The following is a 22,604-nucleotide window of genomic DNA, read 5'->3' on the forward strand; positions in this document are numbered from 1 at the left end:
ACCGCTCGGGAAGCGAGACATGAGTGGGACGCCGGAGCCGGCGCGACCGCCCGTACTCGTTTCTCACTCCTCCCCACTCACTCCTCAAGCCCCGCAGCCCCCTCCCCCGCGGACAGCGGGGGAGGGTTGGGGGAGGGGGCGCTTCTGCTGCGAGAAGTGAGACATGTGAAGTGAGACATTGAGGAGTGAGAAACGAGGGAGGAGATGCGACTGCGCGTTCTCTCCACTCACTTCTCAAGCAGCGCGCTGCGCGCGCTCACCCCCGGTGAGGAGTGAGAGATGAGGAGCGAGAAACAAGAGGAAGCGCACGCACTGGCCCTCGTTCCTCACTCCTCCCACTCACTCCTCAAGCCCCCGACGGCCCGGCCCTTCGGGCACTTCCGGCGGGGCGGGAGGCGGGCCTTCGGGCGTCTCCGGGGGCCGCGGCGATTCCTCGGGGCCCGGCGGGATCTCCTGCGGCGTGGGCGGGGTCTTCTCCGGCGGCGCCGGGTCGGGAATCTCGCGCGGGGCGGGATCCGGGGTCTCGAACGGTTCGGTGTGCATCACGACCTCAGGCGCGCTGCAGGAGGGCGATGGCGAAGTGCGCGGAGGCGTCGGTCCACAGCCGGGCGACCTCGAGGCCGGCGCGGCGGGCCAGCGCGGCGAAGCGGTCCGGCGTGTACTTGCAGCTGTACTCCACCAGCACCGGCTCGCCCTCGGCGAAATGCACGCGGCGCCCGTCCACGGTCACGTCCTGGCCGGCGAGGCTGACGATGTGGGTCTCCACGCGCATGGCCATCGGGTTGTAGACCGCGCGGTGGCGGAACCTCGACAGGTCGAAGTCGGCATCGAGCTCGCGGTTGATGCGCGCCAGGAGGTTGAGCGTGAACTGGGCGGTGACGCCGGCGGCGTCGTTGTAGGCGGCCTCGATCAGGCTGCGTTCCTTGACCAGGTCGATGCCGACGATGGCCGCGCCGTCGCGGCCCATCTCGGCGCGCATCTGCGCGAGCAGGCGGCAGGCGTCGCGATGCTCGAAGTTCCCCAGCGTCGAACCCGGGAAGAAGATCGCGGTGCGCGCGAACTCGCGGCGCGGCCGCGGCAGCACCAGCGGCCGCGTGAAGTCGGCGCAGACCGGCAGCATCTCGACCTCCGGGTAGCGCAGGGCCAGCTCGCGCACGCTGGCGAGCAGCGCCTCGCGCGAGATCTCGATGGGCAGGTAGGCGACCGGGTCCTCGAGCGCGTCGAGCAGCAGGCGCGTCTTGACGCCCGCGCCGCTGCCGTACTCCACCAGGCGCACGCGCGGGCCGAGGGCCTCGGCGATCTCGCCCGCGCGGTCGCGCAGGATGCGCAGCTCGTTGCGGGTGAGCGTGTACTCCGGCTGCGCACAGATCTCCTCGAACAGCGCGGAACCGCGCGCGTCGTAGAAGTACTTCGACGGCAGCTGCTTGGGCGTGCGCGCCAGGCCGGCGCGCACGTCGGCCGCGATGTCGCCGACGGCGGGATGGAGGTCGTACAGGTGCACGCCGTCGGGCGGAACGGGGGTGTGGAGTTCGAACTGTGCGTTCATCGGCCCTCCTGCTCGGCCGTTGGTCCCTGCCCCGCCGTGTCCTTCGCGAGACGGATGCCGGCGAACTGCCAGCGTGCGGCGGGATGGAAGAAGTTGCGGTAGGTCGCGCGGACGTGGCCGGCCGGCGTGGCGCAGGACCCGCCGCGCAGCACCCACTGTCCGCACATGAACTTGCCGTTGTACTCGCCGAGCGCGCCCGGCAACGGGCGGAAGCCCGGGTAGGCGACGTAGGGGCTGGAGGTCCATTCCCACACGTCGCCGAAGAGCTGGCGCGGACCTTCGCCGGCGCCCGCCGGGGCGGGGTGCAGCAGCCCGTCGTCGAGGAAGTTGCCGCGCACCGGCAGGCGTGCGGCACGCGTCTCCCACTCGGCCTCGGTCGGCAGGCGTGCGCCCGCCCAGCGCGCGAAGGCGTCGGCCTCGAAGAAGCTCACGTGGCAGACCGGCGCATGCGGATCGAGCGCGCGCACGCCGCCCAGGGTGAACTCGGACGCCTCGTCCTCCATCCAATAGAGCGGGCGCGTCCAGCCCTCGCGGCACACCAGGTCCCAGCCCTCGGCCATCCACAGTGCGGGCGTGCGGTAGCCGCCGTCGCGCACGAATTCCAGGAACTCGGCGTTGGTCGCGCAGCGGTCGGCGAGGGCGTGCGGCTGAAGAAGCACGCCGTGCCGCGGCGTTTCGCAGTCGAAGGCGAAGCCCTCGCCCTCGGCGGCGTGTCCGATCGTGCGGACGCCCGTCTCGCCGGGCACGAAGCGCAGCGGCGTCGCGCGCCCCGCGGGCGGCGCGGCCAGGTCCTCCCGATAGGCGGGCCGCAGCGGATGGATGGAGAACAGGTGCTTGACGTCGGTCAGCAGCAGCTCCTGGTGCTGCTGCTCGTGGTTGAGGCCGAGGCGGACGAGGGCGTGCAGCGCCGGACCGTCGTCGCGCGCCAGCCGTTCCAGCAGGCAGCCGTCCACGTGCGCGCGCCAGGCGACCACCTCGTCGAGCGTCGGCCGCGTCAGCAGGCCGCGCTGCGGCCGCGCGTGCATCGGCCCCACGCTCTGGTAGTAGGAGTTGAAGAGGTAGTGCCAGTCGGGATGCGGCGGGCGGTAGGCGGGATCGCGCGCGAGCACGAAGGCCTCGAAGAACCAGGTCGTGTGCGCGAGATGCCACTTGACCGGGCTGGCTTCCGGCATCGACTGCGCGACGGTGTCCTCGGGCGCCAGCGGCGCGGCGAGACGCAGCGTCGTCTCGCGCACGCTGCGGTAGGCGTCGGCGGTGCGCTGGCGTGCCGCGCCGACGGCGCGCGCGTCTGCGGCGGAAGCCGTGACGGAGGACATAGGGCGTCGATCTCGGGGGGACGGCAATGCCGTCGCGACCCCGCAAAGGATGCGGATGCAACCATTGAATCCATGTGACGAGCGCGCTGCAGCGCAGCGATTCCGGGTGCGGACGCGCGGTTTCCGTTCAGCCGCGCGGCTGCCTCTCGCGCGACCGCGACGGCCGCATCCGCTCCGCCGGCGGGATGCGGCCCGGGCGCGCGCCTTCCTCAGGCGCTGATGAAGCTCCCGCCGTTGACGTGGATGACCTGCCCGGTGACGTAGGAGGCGTCCTTCGAGGCGAGGAACACGAAGGCCGGGGCCACCTCGGCGGGCTGGCCGGGGCGCTTCATCGGCGTGTCGGCGCCGAAGCTCTTCACCTTCTCCGCGGGGAAGCTCGCGGGGATGAGCGGCGTCCAGATCGGGCCCGGCGCGACCACGTTGACGCGGATGCCGCGCTCGGCGAGCTGGGTCGCCAGCGAGAAGCTGAAAGCGTGGATCGCGCCCTTGGTGGCGGCGTAGTCCGGCAGCGTGCCGTGCCCGCGCGCGCCGGTGACGGAGCCGGTGGCGATGATCGCGCCGTCGTCGGGCAGGTGCGGCAGGGCCGCGGCCACGACGTTCATGTAGGCGAAGATGTTGGTGCGGAAGGTGCGCTCGATCTGCTCGGGGGTGAGTTCCTCCGGGCTCTCGGACTCGTGCTGCTCCGCCGCGTTGTTGACGTAGACGTCGAGCCGCCCCAGCTCGCGCACGGTCTCGTCCACGAGGCGGCGGCACTGTTCGGGGTCGCCGAGGTCGCCACCGAAGACGTGGCAGCGCCGGCCCTCGGCCTCGACCATGCGGCGGGTCTCGCGGGCGTCCTCGTCCTCGTCGAGATGGGCGATGGCGACGTCGGCGCCCTCGCGCGCGAAGTGCACCGCCACCGCGCGGCCGATGCCGCTGTCGCCGCCGGTGATCAGGGCCACCTTGCCGTCGAGCTTGCCGCTGCCGCGGTAGTCCTCGCGGATGACCACGGGCTCGGGATCCATCTTCGTCTCGCGGCCGGGCTGGTGCGCCTGCTGCTGCGCGGGCTGGCCGCCCTGCTGGCGGGAGGTGGGGTCTTCGGTCTTGCTCATGGCTCGGCTCCGGGGGGAGGAACGGGAGCCGGGTTGTCGCACGCGGCGCGCAAAGCCCGCGGCAAGATCGCGCAGGTGATGCGGTCTTCATCCCGGCGCTGCTGGAATCGGAAGGACTCACCCCCGCGTGGATGCCGCCATGGCACGCCCCATCTGGACCGGAACCCTCTCCTTCGGCCTGCTCAACGTGCCGGTCTCGCTGATGACCGCCGAGCGCAAGGTCGATCTGCACTTCCGCATGCTGGACGCGCGCGACAACACGCCGATCCGCTACGAGCGGGTCAACGCCGAGACCGGCGAGGAGGTACCGTGGAAGGAGATCGTCAAGGCCTTCGAGTACGACAAGGGCAACTACGTCGTGCTCGAACCGGACGACATCAAGTCGGCCTCCGCGGAGGGACGCGAGGCGGTCGAGGTGGAGGCCTTCGTCGACGGCGGGGCGATCGTCCCGCAGTTCTACGAGAAGCCCTACGTGCTGGTGCCCGGCAAGAAGGCGGAGAAGGGCTACGTGCTGCTGCGCGAGGTGCTCTCGCGCACCGGCAAGGTCGGCATCGCGCGCGTGGTGATCCGCACCCGCGAGTACCTCTCCGCGGTGATGCCGCAGGGCGACGCGCTGGTGCTCATGCTGCTGCGCTATCCGCAGGAGCTGGTGGACCTGGACGAGTACAGGATCCCCGCCGGGTCGCCCTCGCAGTACCGCATCTCCGACCGCGAGCTGGAGATGGCCGAGCAGCTCATCGAGTCGATGTCGACCGACTGGAAGCCCGAGGACTACCGCGACGAGTTCCGCGAGCGCCTGCAGGCGGTCATCCAGAAGCGGCTCGAGTCCAAGGGCGTGGTCAGCCGCGAGGACGAGCCGCAGGTGCCCGAGGATGCGAGCACCAACGTCGTCGACTTCATGGCCCTGCTCAAGCAGAGCCTGGAGACCAACAGGCGCACCCCGGCCAAGAGCGCGCCGGCCTCCAAGGACGAGGGTGCCCCGGCGAAGAAGACCGCGAGGAAGAGCGCGGCAAAGAGCGCGACGAAGAAGGCGCCGGCCAAGTCCGCGGCCAAGAAGGCGGCCAAGAAGAGCGCGAAGAAGAAGAGCGCGCCGCTGCGCCGGACGGGCTGATCCATGAGCCTGCGCGAGTACGTGCGCAAGCGGCGCTTCGCCGACACGCCCGAGCCCGAGGACGACGCCGCGGCCCGGCGCGCGCCGCGGTCGGGGCGCCGCCCCATCTTCGTCGTCCAGCTCCACCACGCGCGTGCGCGCCATTTCGATTTCCGCCTGGAGGCCGACGGCGCGCTCAAGAGCTGGGCCGTGCCCAAGGGCCCGTCGCTGCGCGCGGGCGAGAAGCGCCTGGCGATGCAGGTGGAGGATCACCCGCTGTCCTACGCCAGCTTCGAGGGCGAGATCCCGGAGGGCAACTACGGCGCCGGGCACGTGATGGTGTTCGACCACGGCGTGTGGGCCTGCGACGGCGATCCGCTGGAAGGCATCGCCGCCGGCAAGCTCGACTTCGAGCTGCACGGCGAGACGCTGCAGGGTGCCTTCAAGCTGGTGCGCACCCGCATGCGCGGCGGCAAGCCCAGCTGGCTGCTGCTCAAGCGCGAGGACGCCTTCGCGCGCGACGCCGACGCCGACGATTTCGTTCCGCCGGAACTGGGCGGCACCGGGCGCCTGCTCGGCAGCAGGCCCGCGGCCGAGGCCGGGACGTCGAAGGGCAGGGGCACGCGCGGCACGAAGGCGACGGGGAAGGCGCCGGCCCGGGCGGCGAAGAAGGCAGCGCGCCGACGCACGCAGGACTGGCACGCGCAGGCGCTGGCCATCGAGGGCGCCCGCGACCGGCCGCTGCCGGCGGGCTTCAGGCCGCAGCTGTGCGGCCTGCGCGAGACGCCGCCCCGCGGCGACGACTGGCTGCACGAGGTCAAGTGGGACGGCTACCGCATGCTGGTCGACCTCGACGACGGCGTGGCGCGCCTGCGCTCCCGCAACGACCTCGACTGGAGCGAGGACTTCCCCGACATCCGCCAGGCCATCGAGGCGCTGCCGGTGCGCAGCGGACGCTTCGACGGCGAGCTGGTCGCACTCGACGCCCAGGGCCGCAGCGACTTCTCGGCCCTGCAGCGCACGCTCGACGGCACCGCGCGCACGCCGCTGCGCTACCTGATGTTCGACATGCCCGCGCTCGAGGACGTGGACCTGACGCGCGCGCCGCTGATCGAGCGCAAGCGCCTGCTGGAGGCCCTGCTCGCCCACGACGGCAGCGAGGCGCTGGCCTTCAGCCAGCACGTCGTGGGGCACGGCGAGGAGGTCTTCGCCGCGAGCGCGAAGCAGGCGCTGGAGGGCATCATCTGCAAGCGCGTCGGCGCCGGCTACACGCAGGGCCGCGGCAGCGACTGGGTGAAGGTGAAGCACACCAACACCGACGAGTTCGTCGTGGTGGGCTACTCCGCGCCCAAGGGCGCGCGCCAGGGTTTCGGCGCCCTGCTCATGGCGCAGGTCGTCGATGGCGTGCCGCGCTACGTGGGCCGCGTCGGCACCGGCTACGACGACCGCACGATCAAGGCGCTGATGCAGCGCCTGAAGCCGCTCGAGCAGCGCGAACCCAGCGTGGTGCTGCCGGGCCACCTGCCCGCCGCCAAGCGCGGCGTCACCTGGGTCCGGCCGGAACTGGTGGCCGAGGTGGCCTTCCGCGGCTGGGCCAAGGAGGGCCTGCTGCGCCAGGCCAGCTTCCAGCGCCTGCGCGAGGACAAGGACGTGGCGGACCTCGGCCTGCGCACCGAACGCGGAGACGAGAGCGTGGACATCAGCCATCCCGAGCGCGTGGTGTTTCCGGAGGACGGCATCACCAAGGGCGACGTCGCCGCCTACTACCGCGCGGTCGCGGCGCACCTGCTCCCGGAGCTGGTCAACCGCCCGCTCTCGCTGATCCGCTGCCCGGACGGCGCCGCCGGCACCTGCTTCTTCCAGAAGCACCACGCCAGCAAGCTGGGCGACAGGGTCGGCGCCATCCCCATCGAGGAGAAGGGGGGCGACCGCGAGGACTACCTCTACGTCGACGGCCTGCCGGCGGTCATGCAGCTGGTGCAGATGAACACCCTCGAGTTCCACCCTTGGGGCGCGCGCATCGACGACCCCGAACACCCCGACCGCATCGTGTTCGACCTCGATCCCGGCGCGGGCGTGGGCTGGAAGGACATCGTCGCCGCGGCGCGGGAGATCCGCTCCCGCCTGCGCGAGGCGGGCCTGGAAAGCTTCGTGCGGCTGTCCGGCGGCAAGGGCGTGCACGTGGTCGTGCCGCTGGACCGCCGCGCCGACTGGGACGAAACCAAGGCCTTCTGCGGCGCCTTCGCCAGGGCGATGGCCGCCCAGGCGCCCGAGCGCTACCTCGCCGTCGCCAGCAAGGCCAAGCGGCCCGGGAGGATCTTCATCGACTGGCTGCGCAACGGCCGCGGCGCCACCAGCGTGACCAACTGGTCGCTGCGCGCGCGTCCCGGCGCGCCCGTCGCCATGCCCATCCGCTGGGACGAACTCGGCCGCACCCGGTCCGGCGCCGACTACACCCTGGCCCGGGCCCTGCGCCGTGCGCAGACGCTCAAGGCCGATCCCTGGGAGGGAATCGCGACGCTGAAGCAGGGGCTGCCGCGGTTCGGGGAGTGAGGGGCGAGGCGAGGAGTGGGAGATGAGGAGTGAGAAGCGAGAGAGAGAGCACGGCCCCCTCGCCCTTCGCTTCCCTCTTCTCTGCACTCACTCCTCGCCTTGCCTCACCGGCCCTCGCGCCGCCGGCCGCGTTCGGCCTGGGCGCTCCAGGTGCGGAAGGCCTCGCCGATGTGGCCGCGCAGTTCGTCGTCGTTCCACGGCTTGGTGAGGAAGCGGTAGATCGCGCCGCGGTTGATCGCGTCGGTCACCGTGGCGAGGTCGGTGTAGCCCGAGAGGATCAGGCGCACGGTGTCGGGGTAGAGCTCCTTCACCTTGCCGAGGAACTCCGTGCCGCTCATGTCCGACATGCGCTGGTCGGAAAGGATGACCTGCACCTCGTGGGTGGCGAGGAGCTGGAAGGCGTCGCGCACGTTGGAGGCGGTGAGCACGCGGTAGCCCTCGGTGCGGAACAGGCGCACCAGCGAGCGCAGCACGTTCTCCTCGTCGTCGAGCAGCAGCAGGGTGCGGTCCGGCCGCGTGGCCGCGAAGGCCTCCGGGCGCAGCACGCGCCGGTGCAGCAGGGCCTCCGCCTCGTCGGCGGGCAGCGGCGGCGCCAGCAGCTGCCCCTGGAGCTCGTCGCAGTGGTTGCGGCGCAGGTAGCCGAGCTGGGCCTCGGTCTCCACGCCCTCGGCCATGACCTTCAGGCCCAGCTCGTGGCCCATGGCGATGATCGCGCGCGCGATCACCGCCTCCCCGGCGTCGGTGGAGATGCCGGCGACGAAACTGCGGTCGATCTTGAGCTTGTCCACCGGCACCTGGGCGAGATGGCCGAGCGCGGAGTGGTCGACGCCGAAGTCGTCCAGGGTGAGGCCGACCCCGACCTCCTTGAGCGCCCCGAGCGTGCGCTTGGCGCGGGCGAAGTTGCTGGTGAGCGAGTTCTCCGCGATCTCCAGCTCGAGCCGGGCCGGCGGCACGTTGTGGCGCTGCAGGGCGGCCTCGACCTCCTCGGCGAAGCGCGGGCGCAGCAGCTGGCGGCCGGCGATGTTGACCGACATGCCGATGTCGTCGAAGCCGCGCCGGATCCAGCCGGACAGCTGCGCGCAGGCCGTATCCACCGCCCAGTCGCCGAGCGAGACCAGCAGGCCGAGGCGGTCGGCGATGTGCATGAAGCGGGAGGCGGTCAGCAGCCCGTGGTGCGGCGACTGCCAGCGCAGCAGCGCCTCGAAGGCGATCACCCGCGCATCCTGCGCGCGGACCTGCGGCTGGTACTGCAGCAGCATCTCGCCGTTGGCCAGCGCGTGGCTGATCAGCGAGCCGAGCGTGTGCCGCTCGCGCCGCTCGCGCCCGCCGTCGGTGTACATGCGCACGCTGTTGGCTTCGCTGCGCTTGCCGACGTCGACCGCACTGGCCGCGCAGGCCAGCACGCCGGCCGCGCCGTCGGCGTGGTCCGGGAACAGCGCCACGCCGACCGTGGCGGTCAGGAACACGTTGTAGGGAAGGATGGTGATGGGCGCTTCCAGCCGCGCGCGCAGCGCCTCGCCCAGCGCCAGCGGATCGAGCTCGGCATCGCGCAGCGGCACCACCGCCAGGAACTCGTCGCTGACCAGTCGCCACACGCGGCCGCGGCCGTCGAGCAGGCCGACCAGGCGCGAGGCGACCTGCGCCAGCGCCTGGTTGCCGACCATCTCGTCCATGTTGTCGTTGACCGCGCGGAAGCCGTCGAGGTCGATGTGGTAGACCGCCACGCGGCCGCCACGCGCCCGCGCGTCCGCGAGCGCCGCGGCGAGGTAGTCCTCGTGCACGCCGAAGCGGGGGATGCCGCTGATCGGATCACGGTCGTCGCGCGCATCGACCTCGGCGGCCGGGTTCGGCGCCTCGCGCAGGTAGACCATGTGCCGGCGTCCCGGGGTGGCCGCGGCCTCGCGCAGGGGCGCCAGCTGCACCTCGAAGGCCGCCTCGCGCCCGTCCGCGCGGCGCAGCAGCAGGGTCGCCACCCCGGCGCGCGCCTCCCGCCGCGCGCGCAGCAGGCGCAGCGCCTCGCGGCGGCCGCGCCGCTGCACGAAGGCGCGGCGCAGCGCTCCGGCGGTGAGGCCCGCCTGCGCGTAGCCGGTGAGCCGCTCGAACGCCGCGTTCGCGTAGACGATCGGGTGCGCCGCCTCCATGTCGAGGATGGCGACGCCCTGCGGGTGGCGGTCGAGCACCTGCTGCAGGAGTTCCGCGCTGGGCGGCTCGCACTGGACCGGGGCGCGCCGCGCGCTGGCGAAGGCGGCGGCCAGGGCGGCCGCTGCGGCGGCGTCCTCGTCGGGCAGGCTGACCGTCGCCGCGGCGGGATCGCTGCCGGCCGGAATTTCGCCGCCGTCGAGGTAGACCACGGCCGGCTGCAGGTGACCGCGCGCCCGCGCCTCGCGCAGCCAGGCCCACGCGCCGCCGGCATCGAGGTCGGCGGCCACCACGTAGGCGTCGCAGTCCGCACCGGCCTCGTCGAGGAAGGCCAGGCCAGCCCGGTAGCCGCCCGGCCGCTCGACCGCCGGCGCCGCGCTGCCGCGCGCCTCGCCGAAGGCCACCTCGCACAGCGCCGCGACCCGCTGCCCACGTGGACGCACGGCATCCAGCACCAGGATCCGCCGCCGCGGTCGCACCGCCTCCGCCTGCATGGGCCCGTCCTCCATCGCCGCTCCCCGGGCATCGCGCCCATGATGGCCCGGATGGCTCGCGCGGCACGCCCGATCCATGCCAGAATGCGCGGCCACGCGCCTGTAGCTCAGCCGGATAGAGTAGCGGCTTCCGAAGCCGTTGGTCGGGGGTTCGAATCCCTCCAGGCGCGCCATCTTCCCGCACCGGCGTTCGCCGGTCGCCTACGCCACGGTGCCTCCGATCCGCCGCTGTGCGACGGCCCGCCGGGATCTCCCGGAGGCGGCACCGTTCAGGGCGTCAACACCGCGCGGCCGCGGATGCGGCCCTCGCGCAGGCGCTGGTAGACGTCCGCCGCCTGCTCCAGCGGGAAGATCTCGACCTCGGCATGGATCCGCCCGGTCTCGGCCAGTGCGATGACCTCCATCAGCTCGGTGCGCGAACCCCAGTAGGGCACGCTGACCTCGCAACCGTAGGGCGGGCTGTTGGCGGCGTACTGGACCACGCCGCCGCCGAGGCCCACGACGGTGATGCGGCTGTTGCGCCCGACCACGCGCACGCACAGGTCCACGGTCGGCTGCGCCCCGACGATGTCGAGCGCCACCGTGACGCCGCGGGGGCCGGCGATCGCCGCGATCCGTTCTGCCGCCGCATCGGCATCGCGGGTGTTCACCAGGTGCTCCACGCCCATCGCGCGGGCGTGCTCCAGCTTGCCGTCGTCGATGTCCGCGGCGATGAGGGTCGCCGGGGTGAGCGCCTGCAGCAGCTGCACGGCCATGTGCCCGAGGCCCCCGATGCCGACCACCAGCACGGTGGCGTCGGGCGTCAGCAGCGGCAGGGCGCGCTTGATCGCGTGGTAGGGCGTGAGCGCCGCGTCGCTCAGCGGCGCCGCCTTCACCGGGTCCAGGCCGCCGAGCGGCACCAGCAGGCGCGGCGAGGGCACGCGCATGTACTCGGCCATGCCGCCGTCGGAGCCGAGGCCGCCGCCGTAGGTCGGGATGCTGGCGTGGCGCTCGCAGTAGTTCTCGGCGGAGGTCTGGCAGGTGCGGCAGCGGCCGCAGCCCCAGGGGCCGTAGACCGCGACCGCGTCGCCCTCCTTCCAGCCCTCGACGCCCGCGCCCACCGCGCTGATCCACCCGGTGTTCTCGTGCCCCAGGGTGAACGGGCCCTGCATGCCCAGGCCATCGTCGAGGATGTGGAGGTCGGAGTGGCAGACCCCGGCACCGGCGACGCGGATCACCACCTCCCCCGACGTCGGTTCCGGCACGGGGACGTCGACGACCTCGGGCGGACGCCCGGCTTCGATGAACTGCACGGCTTTCATTGCACCTCTCCTTCTGCCTGCGCGGCGGATTCCGGCCCGATGGAAGCACGCACGGCGTCGCCGTCGCGACGAGACGAGTGCGGACGACCGCGCGTGACCGTCGCGGGCGCGAAGCGACGGCACGGGCGGCCGGACAGCGCGCAGGCGCCTCACCCGACGACGCCGGCACTCCCGGACCGACAACCTCAGCGCCGCAGGATGCGGTGCTCGACGATGTGCATCCCCGCGTCGGCCGCGGTCTTCATCGCCATGAACATCGCCACGAAGGCGAGGCCGTGGCGCCCCGGGTCCAGGTTCGCCATCACGATGAGGGCGAGGTGCATGGGCACGACGCGCAGGTAGGGCATGAACATCAGCACCCCGGCGTTCCTGGGGCCTGCGGTGTCGGCCGCGAGGTGCTCGCGGTGCGAAGCGCGGTGGGCGATCCAGAACGACAGCGCCAGCACCGCGTAGAACGGCCACCGGATGCCGCCCTGCCCGCCGAGCCTGGCGCCCTCCACGAGCAGGAACACCGCGTAGACCAGGTGGAAGAAACCGTAGTGCAGCGGAAAGAACCAGCCGAGGACGCGCCGGGCCGCCTCGGGGTCCGTCACCTGCCTTCCGTTGATCTTCAGTCCGCCGACGTCGAGATGCGGCGCCAGCAGCAGCCGGCGGCGGGCGTACCAGCCGATGATCAGGCTCTGGATGAAGAACGGCCACAGCAGGTCGAGCACGCTCCACTGCTGCCAGAGCGCGACGCCGAGGGTCAGCGCATTGCTCAGCAGGATGCCGGCGAGGCCGCGGTCGGCATCGGTGCGCGGACGGGAGCGCGTTGCTGGTGGTGTGGTCGGGTCCATTCCGGAAGCTGCATCGGGCGCGCCCGATTCTAGCCCCGCAACCTCTGCAGGCTCACGGCGCGCTCCGGGCGGACGACTGGAATGCCGCAGCCCTGTCCCGCCGGCCCACGGCTGCATCGCCATGCCATGACCGGTTCGCCCGAGCCCAGGACGCCGCGCAGGCGCATCCGGCTGCATCCCCAGGTGCGCGCGCGACGCGGCCCCTGGCTGAGTGGGCGGAGCACGGAAGACAGGCACGCGCTGCGCGCGCTCACCCCCATCCCAGCCTTCCCCCGCAGGCGGGGGAAGGAGCGCGTCGTGCGGGGAGTGAGGCATGAGGAGTGGGAAACGCGGGAAACGTGCGACTCCCCCCGCCCGTTCCTCGCGTCTCTGGACTCACTCCGCGCCGCTGCCCAGCGCGCGTCGCTCATGTCCCTGCACGCATTCCTCAGGCCTGACCGCCCCCTCCCCTGCGAAGCGGGGGAGGGCTGGGGTGGGGGCGCTTCTGCCTTGCTGTCCTTCCCGCCCTCGAACAAGCCCGGCATCGCAGGTGCACCGAGAACAGGCGGGCATTGGCTATGCGAGCGGGTTCGGCCGCCGCACGCACGCTTCGCCGGCGCGCCCATGGAGGGCATCGCGTGGCGTGTGCGGCTCTCGAAGAACGGCGTCTACGCGCACTACCCGGGCAGGAGGCGATCCTCGACGCGCTGCTGATGACCGTGCTCGCACCCGTGGAAGGCGATGCCGGCGCGGGCTGCTCGACGGCATCGGGGACAGGTCCCTGCAGGAGATCGTCGACGGCCATCTCGACCGGATCCATGCGCGGCTGCAGGATCCCGCGGTCGGCACCGCGTTCAAGCTGATGTTCGCCGAGAGCGAACGCGCCGCGCCTCTGATCCGTCGCTGGCACGAACGCGTCGTACCGCGCTGCCGCGCCGGGGACCAGGCGGCGGCGACGCCAGGGTCGAACGCGGCATCGTGCGCCGCGGCGTGCTCCCCGAGCACTCGAGCTCGCCTTGGCGCCCGCAGTGCAGTGGCTGGTGGGCAGCATCCTCATGCAGGGCGTACCGCCCGCCTCCCTCGCGCGGATGCGCGACATGCGCCGTCGCCTGCTGCTCGGCCTGCTGGCGCCGCGCGCTGTGGCGGGCGGGGGAGCCTGACGCGGGAACGGGCGGGCGCCATCCGCCCGTTCCCGCGGTGCCTCAGTCGGCGAGGACGACGCTGCCCTTCATGATGCCGGCATGCCCCGGGAAGGAGCAGATGAAGCCGTAGCTCTCGCCTTGGGCGAGGGCCGATACCGGAATGCTGAAGGTGGTGGTCTCGCCGCCGCCGATCACCGCGCTGTGCGCGACGACGCGCGCGTCGCCGGGCTTCACGTAGTCGTTGTCGAGGCCGGCGGCCATGCCGTCGCTGTTGATGCCGGCGAGGTCGGCGCTCCTGCCGACGACGATGTTGTGGCCCATGACGTTCTTCGGCAGCTTGCCGACGTGCTTCAGGGTGACCTCGAAGGCGTCGCAGGATGCCGGCACCGCGATGGTGGCGGTGCTGAACTGCATGGTGTCGGTCGCCTCCACCGTGGTGGCGCAGTCCGCGGCATGGGCGGTGCCGCCGTGGAGGGCGCCGGCGAGGCCGAGGGCACCGAGCGCGAGGAGGGGGAAGGCGTTGCGGATCATCGGGTTGCTCCGGTCGTTCTCTGGTGCCGGGCACTCTAGGCGGGGCCGTCGGCCCGCGCCTTGATCCAGATCATGCCCGCGACGGCGGCGGATCCGGGATCCTGTCCCGTCCGGCTCATCCCGCCGGCAGGAGGACCTCGCCCGGCACCCGCACCCAGCCTTCCATCAGCACCCGCGCGCTGCGGCTCATGATGGCCTTGGTGACGGTCCAGCCGCCGTCCGCCTGCGTCGCCTCCGCGCCCACGCGCAGGGTGCCGGAGGGGTGGCCGAAGCGGACCGCCTCGTGCGCGCGTCCGCCGGCGGCGAGGCTCACCAGCGTGCCGGGGATGGCGGCGGCCGTGCCGATCGCGACCGCGGCGGTGCCCATCATGGCGTGGTGCAGCTTGCCCATGGACAGCGCGCGCACCAGCAGGTCGATGTCGCCGGCGGCGATGCGCTTGCCGCTGGACGAGACGTAGTCCGCCGGCGGCGCGACGAAGGCCACCTTCGGCGTGTGCTGGCGCCTGGCCGCCTCTTCGACGTGGGCGATCAGGCCCATGCGCAGCGCGCCGTGCGCGCGGATGGTCTCGAACATGGCCAGCGCCTTCGGGTCGCCGTTGATGGCGTCCTGCAGCTCGGTGCCGGTGTAGCCGATGTCGGCGGCGTTGACGAACACGGTGGGGATACCGGCGTTGATCAGCGTCGCCCTGAGCGTGCCGATGCCGGGCACCTCGAGGTCGTCCACCAGGTTGCCGGTGGGGAACATCGCACCGCCGCCCTCGCCGTCGCCCTCGTCGGCCGGGTCCATGAATTCGAGCCGCACCTCGGCGGCGGGGAAGGTCACGCCGTCGAGCTCGAAGTCGCCGGTCTCCTGCACCTGCCCGCCGGCCACCGGCACGTGGGCAACGATGGTCTTGCCGATGTTGGCCTGCCAGATGCGCACGGTGCATACCCCGTCCTGCGGGATGCGTGAGGCCTCCACCAGGCCCGACGCGATGGCGAAGGGCCCCACCGCGGAGGAGAGGTTGCCGCAGTTGCCGCTCCAGTCCACGAACGCGCTGTCGATGGAGACCTGCCCGAAGAGGTAGTCGACGTCGTGGTCAGGCCGCGCGCTCTTCGACACGATCACCGTCTTGCTGGTGCTGGAGGTCGCCCCGCCCATGCCGTCGATCTGCTTGCCGTAGGGGTCGGGGCTGCCGATCACGCGCAGCAGAAGCGCGTCCCGCACCGGGCCCGGCACGCGCGCGACCTCGGGCAGGTCGTCGAGGCGGAAGAACACGCCCTTGCTGGTGCCGCCGCGCATGTAGGTCGCGGGGATGCGGATCTGGGGGGCATGGGGCATGGCGGCGGTCGGGCTGGAGTCAGTCATCGGTGTCCTGCATCGGTGGGTCCGACCCGCGGGCGGCGTCCCGGAGGCGGAACACCTCCACGTGGGTCGGCAGGTCGAGGTAATGGATCGGATGGCGCGCGAAGCGCCGGACGGGGTGGACGCGCAGCGGCGCAGCGAAGCGGACTCCGATGAAGGCATGGCGGAGAGGACCCGTCGCCATGGCCATACCTCCTTGGCATGGATTGCCAGGATGCTAGTGCGGGGCCGCCGCCTCCGACAGGGCCCGGCAGGTCCGGGCCCCGTCCGGCTCGGCTCAGGCCGCCTGCGTCTCCGATTCCAGGAAGTCCTGGGCGAAGCGCTGCAGCACGCCGCCGGCCTCGTAGATGGAGACCTCCTCGTCGGAGTCGAGGCGGCAGGTCACCGGCACCTCCACGCGCTCGCCGTCGCGGCGGTGGATGACGAGGGTGAGGGTCGCGCGCGGGGTGCGCGCGCCGACCACGTCGTAGGTCTCGGTGCCGTCGAGGCCGAGGGTGAGGCGCGTGGTGCCCGGCTGGAACTCCAGCGGCAGCACGCCCATGCCGATCAGGTTGGTGCGGTGGATGCGCTCGAAGCCCTCGGCGACGATGGCCTCCACGCCGGCCAGCCGCACGCCCTTGGCCGCCCAGTCGCGCGAGCTGCCCTGGCCGTAGTCGGCGCCGGCCACGATGATCAGCGGCTGGCGGCGCTGCATGTAGGTCTCGATGGCCTCCCACATGCGCATGACCTGCCCTTCCGGCTCCACCCGCGCGAGCGAGCCCTGGCGCACGCTGCCGTCCGGGTTGCGCACCATCTCGTTGAACAGCTTGGGGTTGGCGAAGGTCGCGCGCTGCGCGGTGAGGTGGTCGCCGCGGTGGGTCGCGTACGAATTGAAGTCCTCCTCCGGCAGGCCCATCTTCGCGAGGTACTCGCCCGCGGCCGAGTCCGGCAGGATCGCGTTCGACGGCGAGAGGTGGTCGGTGGTGATGTTGTCGCCGAGCAGCGCCAGCGGCCGCATGCCGGTGAGCGTGCGCTCGCCGGCCAGCGCCCCTTCCCAGTACGGCGGGCGGCGGATGTAGGTGCTCGCCGGGCGCCAGTCGTACAGCGGGCTCACCTGCTCGCGCGCGTCGGTGGAGGCGGCGAACATCGGGATGTAGACCTTGCGGAAGTGGTCCGGCTTGACCGCGGCCTGCACCACGGCGTCGATCTCGGCGTCGCTCGGCCAGAGGTCCTTGAGCCGGATCTCGCGGCCGTCCGCCACGCCCAGCACGTCCTTCTCGATGTCGAAGCGGATGGTGCCGGCGATGGCGTAGGCGACCACCAGCGGCGGCGAGGCCAGGAAGGCCTGCTTGGCGTAGGGGTGGATGCGGCCGTCGAAGTTGCGGTTGCCCGAGAGCACCGCGGTCGCGTACAGGTCGCGGTCGATGATCTCCTGCTGGATCGCCGGGTCCAGCGCGCCGGACATGCCGTTGCAGGTGGTGCAGGCGAAGGCCACCACGCCGAAGCCCAGGGCTTCGAGGTCGGCGGTGAGGCCGGCCTCCTCGAGATACAGCTGCACCGCCTTCGAGCCGGGCGCCAGCGAGGTCTTCACCCACGGCTTGCGCGCCAGGCCGAGGCGGCGCGCGTTGCGCGCGAGCAGGCCGGCGGCGATGACGTTGCGCGGGTTGCTGGTGTTGGTGCAGCTGGTGATGGCGGCGATGATCACCGCGCCATCCGGCATCCGCCCGGGCACCTCCTCCCAGGCGCCGGCGATGCCGCGTGCGGCGAGGTCGGTGGTGGCGACGCGCGCGTGCGGGTTGGAGGGACCGGCCATGTTGCGCACCACGCTCGACAGGTCGAAGGTCAGCGTGCGCTCGTACTGCGCGTCGGCGAGGTCGCCGGCCCACAGGCCGGCCTGCTTCGCGTAGGTCTCGACCAGCTGCACCTGGGCCTCCTCGCGGCCGGTCAGGCGCAGGTAGTCGAGCGTGTTGTCGTCGATGAAGAACATCGCCGCGGTGGCGCCGTACTCCGGCGCCATGTTGGAGATGGTCGCGCGGTCGCCGAGGGTCAGCGCCGCCGCGCCCTCGCCGCGGAACTCCAGCCACGCGCCGACCACGCGCGCCTTGCGCAGGAACTCGGTCAGCGCCAGCACGATGTCGGTGGCGGTGATGCCCGGCTGCGGGCGGCCGGTCAGTTCGACGCCGACGATGTCCGGCGTGCGCATCCACGAGGCGCGGCCGAGCATCACGTTCTCGGCCTCCAGGCCGCCCACGCCGATGGCAATGACGCCGAGCGCGTCCACGTGCGGGGTGTGCGAGTCGGTGCCGACGCAGGTGTCCGGGAAGGCCACGCCGTCGCGCACCTGGATCACCGGGGACATCTTCTCCAGGTTGATCTGGTGCATGATCCCGTTGCCCGGGGGGATCACGTCGACGTTCTCGAAGGCCTTCTTCGTCCACTCGATGAAGTGGAAGCGGTCCTCGTTGCGACGGTCCTCGATCGCGCGGTTCTTCGCGAAGGCGTCCGGGTCGTCGCCGCCGCACTCCACCGCCAGCGAGTGGTCGACGATCAGCTGCACCGGGACCACCGGGTTCACCTTGGCCGGGTCGCCGCCCTTGTCGGCGATGGCGTCGCGCAGGCCGGCGAGGTCCACCAGCGCGGTCTGGCCGAGGATGTCGTGGCAGACCACGCGCGCCGGGAACCACGGGAAGTCGAGGTCGCGCCTGCGCTCGATCAGCTGCTTCAGCGACTCCGCCAGCGTCGCCGGCGCGCAGCGGCGCACCAGGTTCTCGGCGAGCACGCGCGCGACGTAGGGCAGGCCCGCCCAGGCGCCGGGCCGGATCGCCTCGACCGCCTCGCGCGCGTCGAAGTACTGGAGCTGGGTACCGGGCAGAGTCTTGCGGTGGGCGGTGTTCATGGCTGGCGAAGGCGGGCTCGAGGACGGAATGGGCGGCCGGACGACGCGGCCGCTGCGGATGCGGATGCGCGCCGATCGCGCGCCGGGCGCGGACGGCGTCCGCGCAATCCCGCGATTTTACGCCCTTCGGCGCGGCCGCCCCAGCGCCGCAGGGGCCCGCGCCGACGGACAGGCCGCACGAAGGCGTTTGTGCGGACGGCAGCCGCGGCTATACTCCGCGGTCTTTGATCCCCAACGGGCCACAGGCCCGCCAGGTGCGCCCGTGCGTAATCCCGACCTCGTCTTCCTGAAGCGCTTCTCCGTCATCCTCGGCATCCTCATGGCCGTGGCGGTGTTCCTCATCGTGGTGGCGGTCTCCATCCACTTCTCGCAGCCGCGCGAGGTCGACCCGTCGGTCCAGGCGCGCGTCGAGCAGCGCATCCGCCCGGTCGGCGACGTCTACGCGGGCGCCACCGGCGCCGCGGCCAAGGCCGCCGCCGAGGAGGCCGCGCGCGCCGCCGCCGCCTCGCAGGTCGCCTTCGGCGGCACGCTCGAGGGCGACGTGATCTACAACGGCGCCTGCGCGGCCTGCCACGGCACCGGTGCCGGCGGCGCGCCGACGCTCACCCGCGGGGAGTGGGGCGCGCGCCTCGCGCAGGGCAGCGACACGCTGCACCGCCACGCGATCGAGGGCTTCACCGGCTCGCAGGGCCTGATGCCGGCCAAGGGCGGCATGCCCTCGCTGACCGACGAGCAGGTCATCGCCGCGGTCGACTGGATGGTCGACAACCTGAACTGACCGGCCACGTCCATCGCCGTCCGACGCCGCCTCCGGGCGGCGTCGTCGTATCCGCCACCCGCGATGGCGCACCATCGCATCCGTGAGGTCCGCTCCATGCCGCTGCCGCGCCTTCTCCTGTCGCTCCTCGCCCCGCTGGCGCTCGCCGCCTGCCAGGGCGCCGGCGCTCCCGCCGGAGACGCCGCCGTGACCGATGCACCGGTGGTGCTGGCCGCCCCGCCCACGGACTGGTCGGCGCTGGACGGCCGGCGCGTGCGGATCGAGGCGCCGCTGACGGTGTCCGGCAGCCACCGGTTCGCGAGCGACGGCGAACTGGTGGTCGCCTTCGACGGCCGCCTCCGGGTGCCGACCGAGATCGCCCGCCCCGGGCCCGCCGCCGACGCGGTGGCCGAGGACAACGCGCGCCGCCGCCTGACCCTGGCGCTGGACGGCGCCGCGCGCGAGGCCCTGGCTCCGCGGCCGGACGCCCCGCTGCGCACGGGCACGGTGCTGGAAGGCATCGAGGGCGAGCTCGCGCTCTCTCCGCGCGGCCCGCGCCTGCAGGTGACCGAGCCGCCCGCCACGGTCGCGCAGGCGGAACGGCCCGCGCCGCCGCAGGTGGAGGGCACCCTGCGCATCGCGGCGCTCAACCTGCTCAACCTGTTCAACGGCGACGGGCGCGGCGGCGGCTTCCCGACGCCGCGCGGCGCCCGCACGCCCGAGGCCTACGCGGTGCAGCAGGCCAAGCTGGTGGAGGCGGTGACGGGGCTGGACGCGCACGTGCTGGCGCTGATGGAAGTGGAGAACGACGGCTTCGGCCCGGACTCCGCCCTCGTCCAGTTCGCGGCCGCGGTGTCCGCGGCCAGCGGCCACGACTGGCGCGTGGTCGACGCCGGCGCGGGCCCGGGCGGCGACGCCATCCGCGTGGCGCTGATGTACCGCGCCGACCGCGTGCGCCGCTTCGGCGCCCCCGCCACCCTGTCCGACGGGCCCTTCGCCTGGGGCAGCCGTGCGCCGCTGGCGCAGGCCTTCGTGCCGCTGGCCGACGGGCGCGATGCGGGGCAGGCCATCGTCGTCGCGGTCAACCACTTCAAGTCCAAGGGCGGCTGCGGCAACGCCCGCGGCGGCGATGCCGACCAGGGCGACGGCCAGGCCTGCTTCAACGCGGCCCGCGTGGACAGCGCGCGGCGGCTGGCGGCCTGGCTGGCCGACGATCCGACCGGCGCCGACACGCCCCACGCCCTCATCCTCGGCGACCTCAACGCCTATGCGATGGAGGACCCCATGGAGACGCTCGCGGCGGCCGGCTGGCGCGACGCCTTCGCCATCGCCGGTGGCGAGGCGCCGCACCACAGCTTCGTCTGGGACGCGCAGGCCGGCCGCCTGGACCATGCCCTGGTGTCGCCCGCCCTGGCCGGGCGCCTGCGCGGCGCGGCGCACTGGCACATCAACAGCGACGAGGCGTCGGTCTTCGGCTACGCGCAATGCGGGGACGGAGCCTGCCCCGGCCCGTGGGCCTCGTCCGACCACGATCCCCTCCTGCTCGGCATCGATCCCGCGCCCTAGCAGGTGGTTCGAGGTGGGTCGGTGCGCCATTCCGCGCATGTGGGAGCGGCTTCAGCCGCGAGCCGGAGCCATGCATGGAGCGTCGCGGCCGCCGCCCCTCCTCCGGCCAGGGCCTGCTGGCGACGACGCCCTGCCCCTGTTCCTGCTCCGTACCCGTCGCGGCTGAAGCCGCTCCCACATGGGCCCGACGCGGCCGTACCGGGGCGTCCGGTATCATGCCGGCCATGACGCCGGAAACCTTCCCCACCGAATCCACCTCCTTCCTGCTGCCCGGCCCGGCCGGCGCGCTGGAGGTCGCGGTGGACCTGCCCGAGGAGGACCCGCGGCCCGCGGTCGCCGTCCTCTGCCATCCGCTGCCCACCGAGGGCGGCACCATGCACAACAAGGTGGTGACCATGACCGCCCGCGCCCTGCGCGAGCTGGGCGTCGCCACGGTGCGCTTCAACTTCCGCGGCGTCGGCCAGTCCGAGGGCGAGTTCGACAACGGCCGCGGCGAGACGCTCGACCTGATCGCCGTGGCCGAATGGGTGCAGCAGGTGCTGCCCGACCACGACCTGTGGCTGGGCGGCTTCTCGTTCGGCGCCTATGTCTCCCTGCTGGGCGCGCGCAAGCTGCCGGTGAAGCAGATGATCTCGATCGCGCCGCCGGCCGGACGCTGGGACTTCTCCGCGGCGCTGCCGCCGGACGCCCCGTGGCTGGTGGTGCAGGGCGAGGAGGACGACATCGTCTCGCCGCAGGCCGTCTACGACTGGATCGAGCAGCTCGACGCGCGGCCGACCCTGGTGAAGATGCCGGAGGCCGACCACTTCTTCCATCGCCGCCTGCTCGACCTGCGCGGCGCCATCAAGAACGGCGTCCGCAGGAACCTGCCGCCGTCGCACACGCCCGCCGCCGACGCGTGATGCCCCGCAGGATTCCGCGCGCGCGGGTGTCGCGATGACGCCGTCCGCCGCCTATGCCGCCGGCGTCGCCGAAGGCCGCTGGCAGCAGGACCCGGCGCAGCTGCCGGCCCTCGCCGCCTTCGACCGCATCGCCGCGGAACTTGGCGCGGCACCCGCACGCGGCGGCCTGCTGGCGCGGCTGGGCTTCGGCAGGCCGGCGCCGCCGGTGCGCGGCCTGTACCTGTGGGGCGGGGTCGGGCGCGGCAAGACCTTCATGATGGACCTGTTCTACGCGCAGGTCGGCGAGACGCGGAAGCGCCGCACCCACTTCCACAGCTTCATGCAGGACGTGCACGCGCGCCTGCGTGCCCACGAGGGCAAGGCCGACCGCGTGGCCGAAGTCGCCCAAGACCTCGCCGCCGGCATCCGCCTGCTGGCGCTGGACGAGTTCTTCGTCTCCGACATCGGCGACGCCATGATCCTCGGCCGCCTGCTCGATCGCCTGTTCGCGCACGGCGTGACCCTGGTCACCACCTCGAACACGCCGCCGGCCAACCTCTACAAGGGCGGCCTGCAGCGCGCCCGCTTCCTGCCCGCCATCGCCCTGCTCGAACGGCACTGCGAGGTGCTGGAGCTGGTGAGCGACCAGGACTACCGCCTACGCGAACTGACCCAGGCCGAGACCTTCCGCGTGCCCGCCGGCCCCGAGGCCGACGCCGCCCTGCGCGCGCGCTACGAGCGGCTCAGCCGCAACTGCGGGCAGGAAAGCGAGACGTTGGAGATCAACGGCCGCATCATCCCCACCGTCGAGCACTGCGACGGCGTCGCCTGGTTCCGCTTCGAGGCGCTGTGCGAAGGCCCGCGCGCCGTGGCCGACTACATCGACATCGCCCACGCCTTCCACACCGTGATCGTCTCCGACATCCCGGTGTTCGACGGCAGCAACGACGACCCCGCGCGCCGCTTCGTGCACCTCATCGACGAGCTCTACGACCGCCAGGTTAACCTCCTCGCCTCCGCCGCCGCCGGCCCCGTCGAGCTCTACCGCGGCGAACGCCTCCGCAACGAGTTCGAACGCACCGCCTCGCGCCTGATCGAGATGCGCAGCGCGGAATACCTCGCGGGCGCGCACAGGGGTTGACCCCACCGGCAGCGCCACGAC

General features: G+C 72.7%; 18 protein-coding genes and 1 tRNA gene. 8 read left to right on the forward strand and 11 right to left on the reverse strand.

The genetic code is table 11. The features are described 5' to 3' along the window. Window positions 1–339: 339 nt before the first annotated feature. The 4 genes from ACFO3Q_RS12385 to ACFO3Q_RS12400 all read right to left on the reverse strand — a co-directional run bounded on the left by ACFO3Q_RS12385 (window position 340) and on the right by ACFO3Q_RS12400 (window position 3,953). Window positions 340–543: a hypothetical protein gene (locus ACFO3Q_RS12385; protein ID WP_377005035.1), complete on the reverse strand. Its 204-nt coding sequence runs from the start codon at window positions 541–543 to the stop codon at window positions 340–342. A gap of 7 nt (window positions 544–550) precedes the next feature. Then, window positions 551–1,546, reverse strand: coding sequence for an L-histidine N(alpha)-methyltransferase (egtD, locus tag ACFO3Q_RS12390; protein WP_377005036.1), 996 nt, complete (start codon window positions 1,544–1,546; stop codon window positions 551–553). Further along, on the reverse strand, window positions 1,543–2,862 hold the full coding sequence (egtB, locus tag ACFO3Q_RS12395; RefSeq protein ID WP_377005037.1) for an ergothioneine biosynthesis protein EgtB: 1,320 nt from the start codon (window positions 2,860–2,862) through the stop codon (window positions 1,543–1,545). The genes egtD and egtB overlap by 4 nt, the downstream gene beginning before the upstream one ends. 209 nt (window positions 2,863–3,071) lie before the next feature. After that, window positions 3,072–3,953 carry an SDR family oxidoreductase gene (locus ACFO3Q_RS12400; protein WP_377005038.1) on the reverse strand — a complete coding sequence of 294 codons (882 nt, stop codon included), beginning with the start codon at window positions 3,951–3,953 and terminating at the stop codon, window positions 3,072–3,074. A 139-nt stretch (window positions 3,954–4,092) separates the two neighbouring features. Here ACFO3Q_RS12400 and ku point away from each other — a divergent pair, with 139 nt between their 5' ends. Continuing rightward, window positions 4,093–5,064: a non-homologous end joining protein Ku gene (gene ku / locus ACFO3Q_RS12405; RefSeq protein WP_377005039.1), complete on the forward strand. Its 972-nt coding sequence runs from the start codon at window positions 4,093–4,095 to the stop codon at window positions 5,062–5,064. Between the two features lie 3 nt (window positions 5,065–5,067). Then, window positions 5,068–7,596: a DNA ligase D gene (gene ligD / locus ACFO3Q_RS12410; RefSeq protein WP_377005040.1), complete on the forward strand. Its 2,529-nt coding sequence runs from the start codon at window positions 5,068–5,070 to the stop codon at window positions 7,594–7,596. 104 nt (window positions 7,597–7,700) lie between these two features. Here the strand turns inward: ligD and ACFO3Q_RS12415 are convergent, their stop codons facing one another. Further along, entirely contained in the window at window positions 7,701–10,244 is a 2,544-nt protein-coding gene (locus ACFO3Q_RS12415; RefSeq protein ID WP_417291718.1) for an EAL domain-containing protein, read from the reverse strand. Window positions 10,245–10,325: 81 nt separating this feature from the next. Here ACFO3Q_RS12415 and ACFO3Q_RS12425 point away from each other — a divergent pair. Then, a tRNA-Arg gene (locus tag ACFO3Q_RS12425) sits at window positions 10,326–10,402 on the forward strand. 96 nt (window positions 10,403–10,498) lie between these two features. On the opposite strand, the gene ACFO3Q_RS12430 is transcribed toward ACFO3Q_RS12425, so the two are convergent. Further along, window positions 10,499–11,530 carry an NAD(P)-dependent alcohol dehydrogenase gene (locus ACFO3Q_RS12430; RefSeq protein ID WP_377005041.1) on the reverse strand — a complete coding sequence of 344 codons (1,032 nt, stop codon included), beginning with the start codon at window positions 11,528–11,530 and terminating at the stop codon, window positions 10,499–10,501. Between the two features lie 185 nt (window positions 11,531–11,715). Next, complete coding sequence (locus ACFO3Q_RS12435; protein WP_377005042.1) at window positions 11,716–12,366, reverse strand: DUF6498-containing protein; 651 nt, start codon at window positions 12,364–12,366, stop codon at window positions 11,716–11,718. A gap of 995 nt (window positions 12,367–13,361) precedes the next feature. On the opposite strand from ACFO3Q_RS12435, the gene ACFO3Q_RS12440 reads away from it, so the two are divergent. Further along, window positions 13,362–13,505: a hypothetical protein gene (locus tag ACFO3Q_RS12440; RefSeq protein WP_377005043.1), complete on the forward strand. Its 144-nt coding sequence runs from the start codon at window positions 13,362–13,364 to the stop codon at window positions 13,503–13,505. Window positions 13,506–13,547: 42 nt separating this feature from the next. Here the strand turns inward: ACFO3Q_RS12440 and azu are convergent, their stop codons facing one another. The 4 genes from azu to acnD form a co-directional block, all read right to left on the reverse strand. Continuing rightward, window positions 13,548–14,018 carry an azurin gene (azu, locus tag ACFO3Q_RS12445; RefSeq protein ID WP_377005044.1) on the reverse strand — a complete coding sequence of 157 codons (471 nt, stop codon included), beginning with the start codon at window positions 14,016–14,018 and terminating at the stop codon, window positions 13,548–13,550. Window positions 14,019–14,133: 115 nt separating this feature from the next. Next, window positions 14,134–15,339, reverse strand: coding sequence for a 2-methylaconitate cis-trans isomerase PrpF (gene prpF / locus ACFO3Q_RS12450; RefSeq protein WP_377005086.1), 1,206 nt, complete (start codon window positions 15,337–15,339; stop codon window positions 14,134–14,136). A 19-nt stretch (window positions 15,340–15,358) separates the two neighbouring features. Beyond that, complete coding sequence (locus tag ACFO3Q_RS12455) at window positions 15,359–15,547, reverse strand: hypothetical protein (RefSeq protein ID WP_377005045.1); 189 nt, start codon at window positions 15,545–15,547, stop codon at window positions 15,359–15,361. Between the two features lie 93 nt (window positions 15,548–15,640). Continuing rightward, the gene (gene acnD / locus ACFO3Q_RS12460) at window positions 15,641–18,238 is read right to left on the reverse strand and encodes a Fe/S-dependent 2-methylisocitrate dehydratase AcnD (protein ID WP_377005046.1); all 2,598 of its coding nucleotides are present in this window, start codon (window positions 18,236–18,238) and stop codon (window positions 15,641–15,643) included. A gap of 262 nt (window positions 18,239–18,500) precedes the next feature. Here acnD and ACFO3Q_RS12465 point away from each other — a divergent pair, with 262 nt between their 5' ends. The 4 genes from ACFO3Q_RS12465 to zapE all read left to right on the forward strand — a co-directional run bounded on the left by ACFO3Q_RS12465 (window position 18,501) and on the right by zapE (window position 22,583). Beyond that, complete coding sequence (locus ACFO3Q_RS12465; protein ID WP_377005047.1) at window positions 18,501–19,016, forward strand: c-type cytochrome; 516 nt, start codon at window positions 18,501–18,503, stop codon at window positions 19,014–19,016. Window positions 19,017–19,112: 96 nt separating this feature from the next. Further along, window positions 19,113–20,561, forward strand: a complete 1,449-nt coding sequence (locus ACFO3Q_RS12470) for an ExeM/NucH family extracellular endonuclease (RefSeq protein ID WP_377005048.1) — start codon at window positions 19,113–19,115, stop codon at window positions 20,559–20,561. 224 nt (window positions 20,562–20,785) lie between these two features. Next, window positions 20,786–21,463 (forward strand): alpha/beta hydrolase, encoded by a 678-nt coding sequence (locus ACFO3Q_RS12475; RefSeq protein WP_377005049.1) that lies wholly within the window; start codon window positions 20,786–20,788, stop codon window positions 21,461–21,463. A gap of 34 nt (window positions 21,464–21,497) precedes the next feature. Next, window positions 21,498–22,583, forward strand: a complete 1,086-nt coding sequence (gene zapE, locus ACFO3Q_RS12480; protein WP_377005050.1) for a cell division protein ZapE — start codon at window positions 21,498–21,500, stop codon at window positions 22,581–22,583. Window positions 22,584–22,604 lie beyond the last annotated feature (21 nt).

Origin of the sequence: Coralloluteibacterium thermophilum (genome assembly GCF_042654365.1) — a bacterium.
In the GTDB taxonomy this organism is placed as follows: domain Bacteria; phylum Pseudomonadota; class Gammaproteobacteria; order Xanthomonadales; family Xanthomonadaceae; genus Coralloluteibacterium; species Coralloluteibacterium thermophilum.

Coding starts and splice junctions, on each gene's coding strand:
- ACFO3Q_RS12385 (WP_377005035.1), bottom strand. CDS start 543: ATGCACACCGAACCGTTCGAGACCCCGGATCCCGCCCCGCGCGAGATT.
- egtD (WP_377005036.1), bottom strand. CDS start 1,546: ATGAACGCACAGTTCGAACTCCACACCCCCGTTCCGCCCGACGGCGTG.
- egtB (WP_377005037.1), bottom strand. CDS start 2,862: ATGTCCTCCGTCACGGCTTCCGCCGCAGACGCGCGCGCCGTCGGCGCG.
- ACFO3Q_RS12400 (WP_377005038.1), bottom strand. CDS start 3,953: ATGAGCAAGACCGAAGACCCCACCTCCCGCCAGCAGGGCGGCCAGCCC.
- ku (WP_377005039.1), top strand. CDS start 4,093: ATGGCACGCCCCATCTGGACCGGAACCCTCTCCTTCGGCCTGCTCAAC.
- ligD (WP_377005040.1), top strand. CDS start 5,068: ATGAGCCTGCGCGAGTACGTGCGCAAGCGGCGCTTCGCCGACACGCCC.
- ACFO3Q_RS12415 (WP_417291718.1), bottom strand. CDS start 10,244: ATGGAGGACGGGCCCATGCAGGCGGAGGCGGTGCGACCGCGGCGGCGG.
- ACFO3Q_RS12430 (WP_377005041.1), bottom strand. CDS start 11,530: ATGAAAGCCGTGCAGTTCATCGAAGCCGGGCGTCCGCCCGAGGTCGTC.
- ACFO3Q_RS12435 (WP_377005042.1), bottom strand. CDS start 12,366: ATGGACCCGACCACACCACCAGCAACGCGCTCCCGTCCGCGCACCGAT.
- azu (WP_377005044.1), bottom strand. CDS start 14,018: ATGATCCGCAACGCCTTCCCCCTCCTCGCGCTCGGTGCCCTCGGCCTC.
- prpF (WP_377005086.1), bottom strand. CDS start 15,339: ATGCCCCATGCCCCCCAGATCCGCATCCCCGCGACCTACATGCGCGGC.
- ACFO3Q_RS12455 (WP_377005045.1), bottom strand. CDS start 15,547: ATGGCGACGGGTCCTCTCCGCCATGCCTTCATCGGAGTCCGCTTCGCT.
- acnD (WP_377005046.1), bottom strand. CDS start 18,238: ATGAACACCGCCCACCGCAAGACTCTGCCCGGTACCCAGCTCCAGTAC.
- ACFO3Q_RS12470 (WP_377005048.1), top strand. CDS start 19,113: ATGCCGCTGCCGCGCCTTCTCCTGTCGCTCCTCGCCCCGCTGGCGCTC.
- ACFO3Q_RS12475 (WP_377005049.1), top strand. CDS start 20,786: ATGACGCCGGAAACCTTCCCCACCGAATCCACCTCCTTCCTGCTGCCC.
- zapE (WP_377005050.1), top strand. CDS start 21,498: ATGACGCCGTCCGCCGCCTATGCCGCCGGCGTCGCCGAAGGCCGCTGG.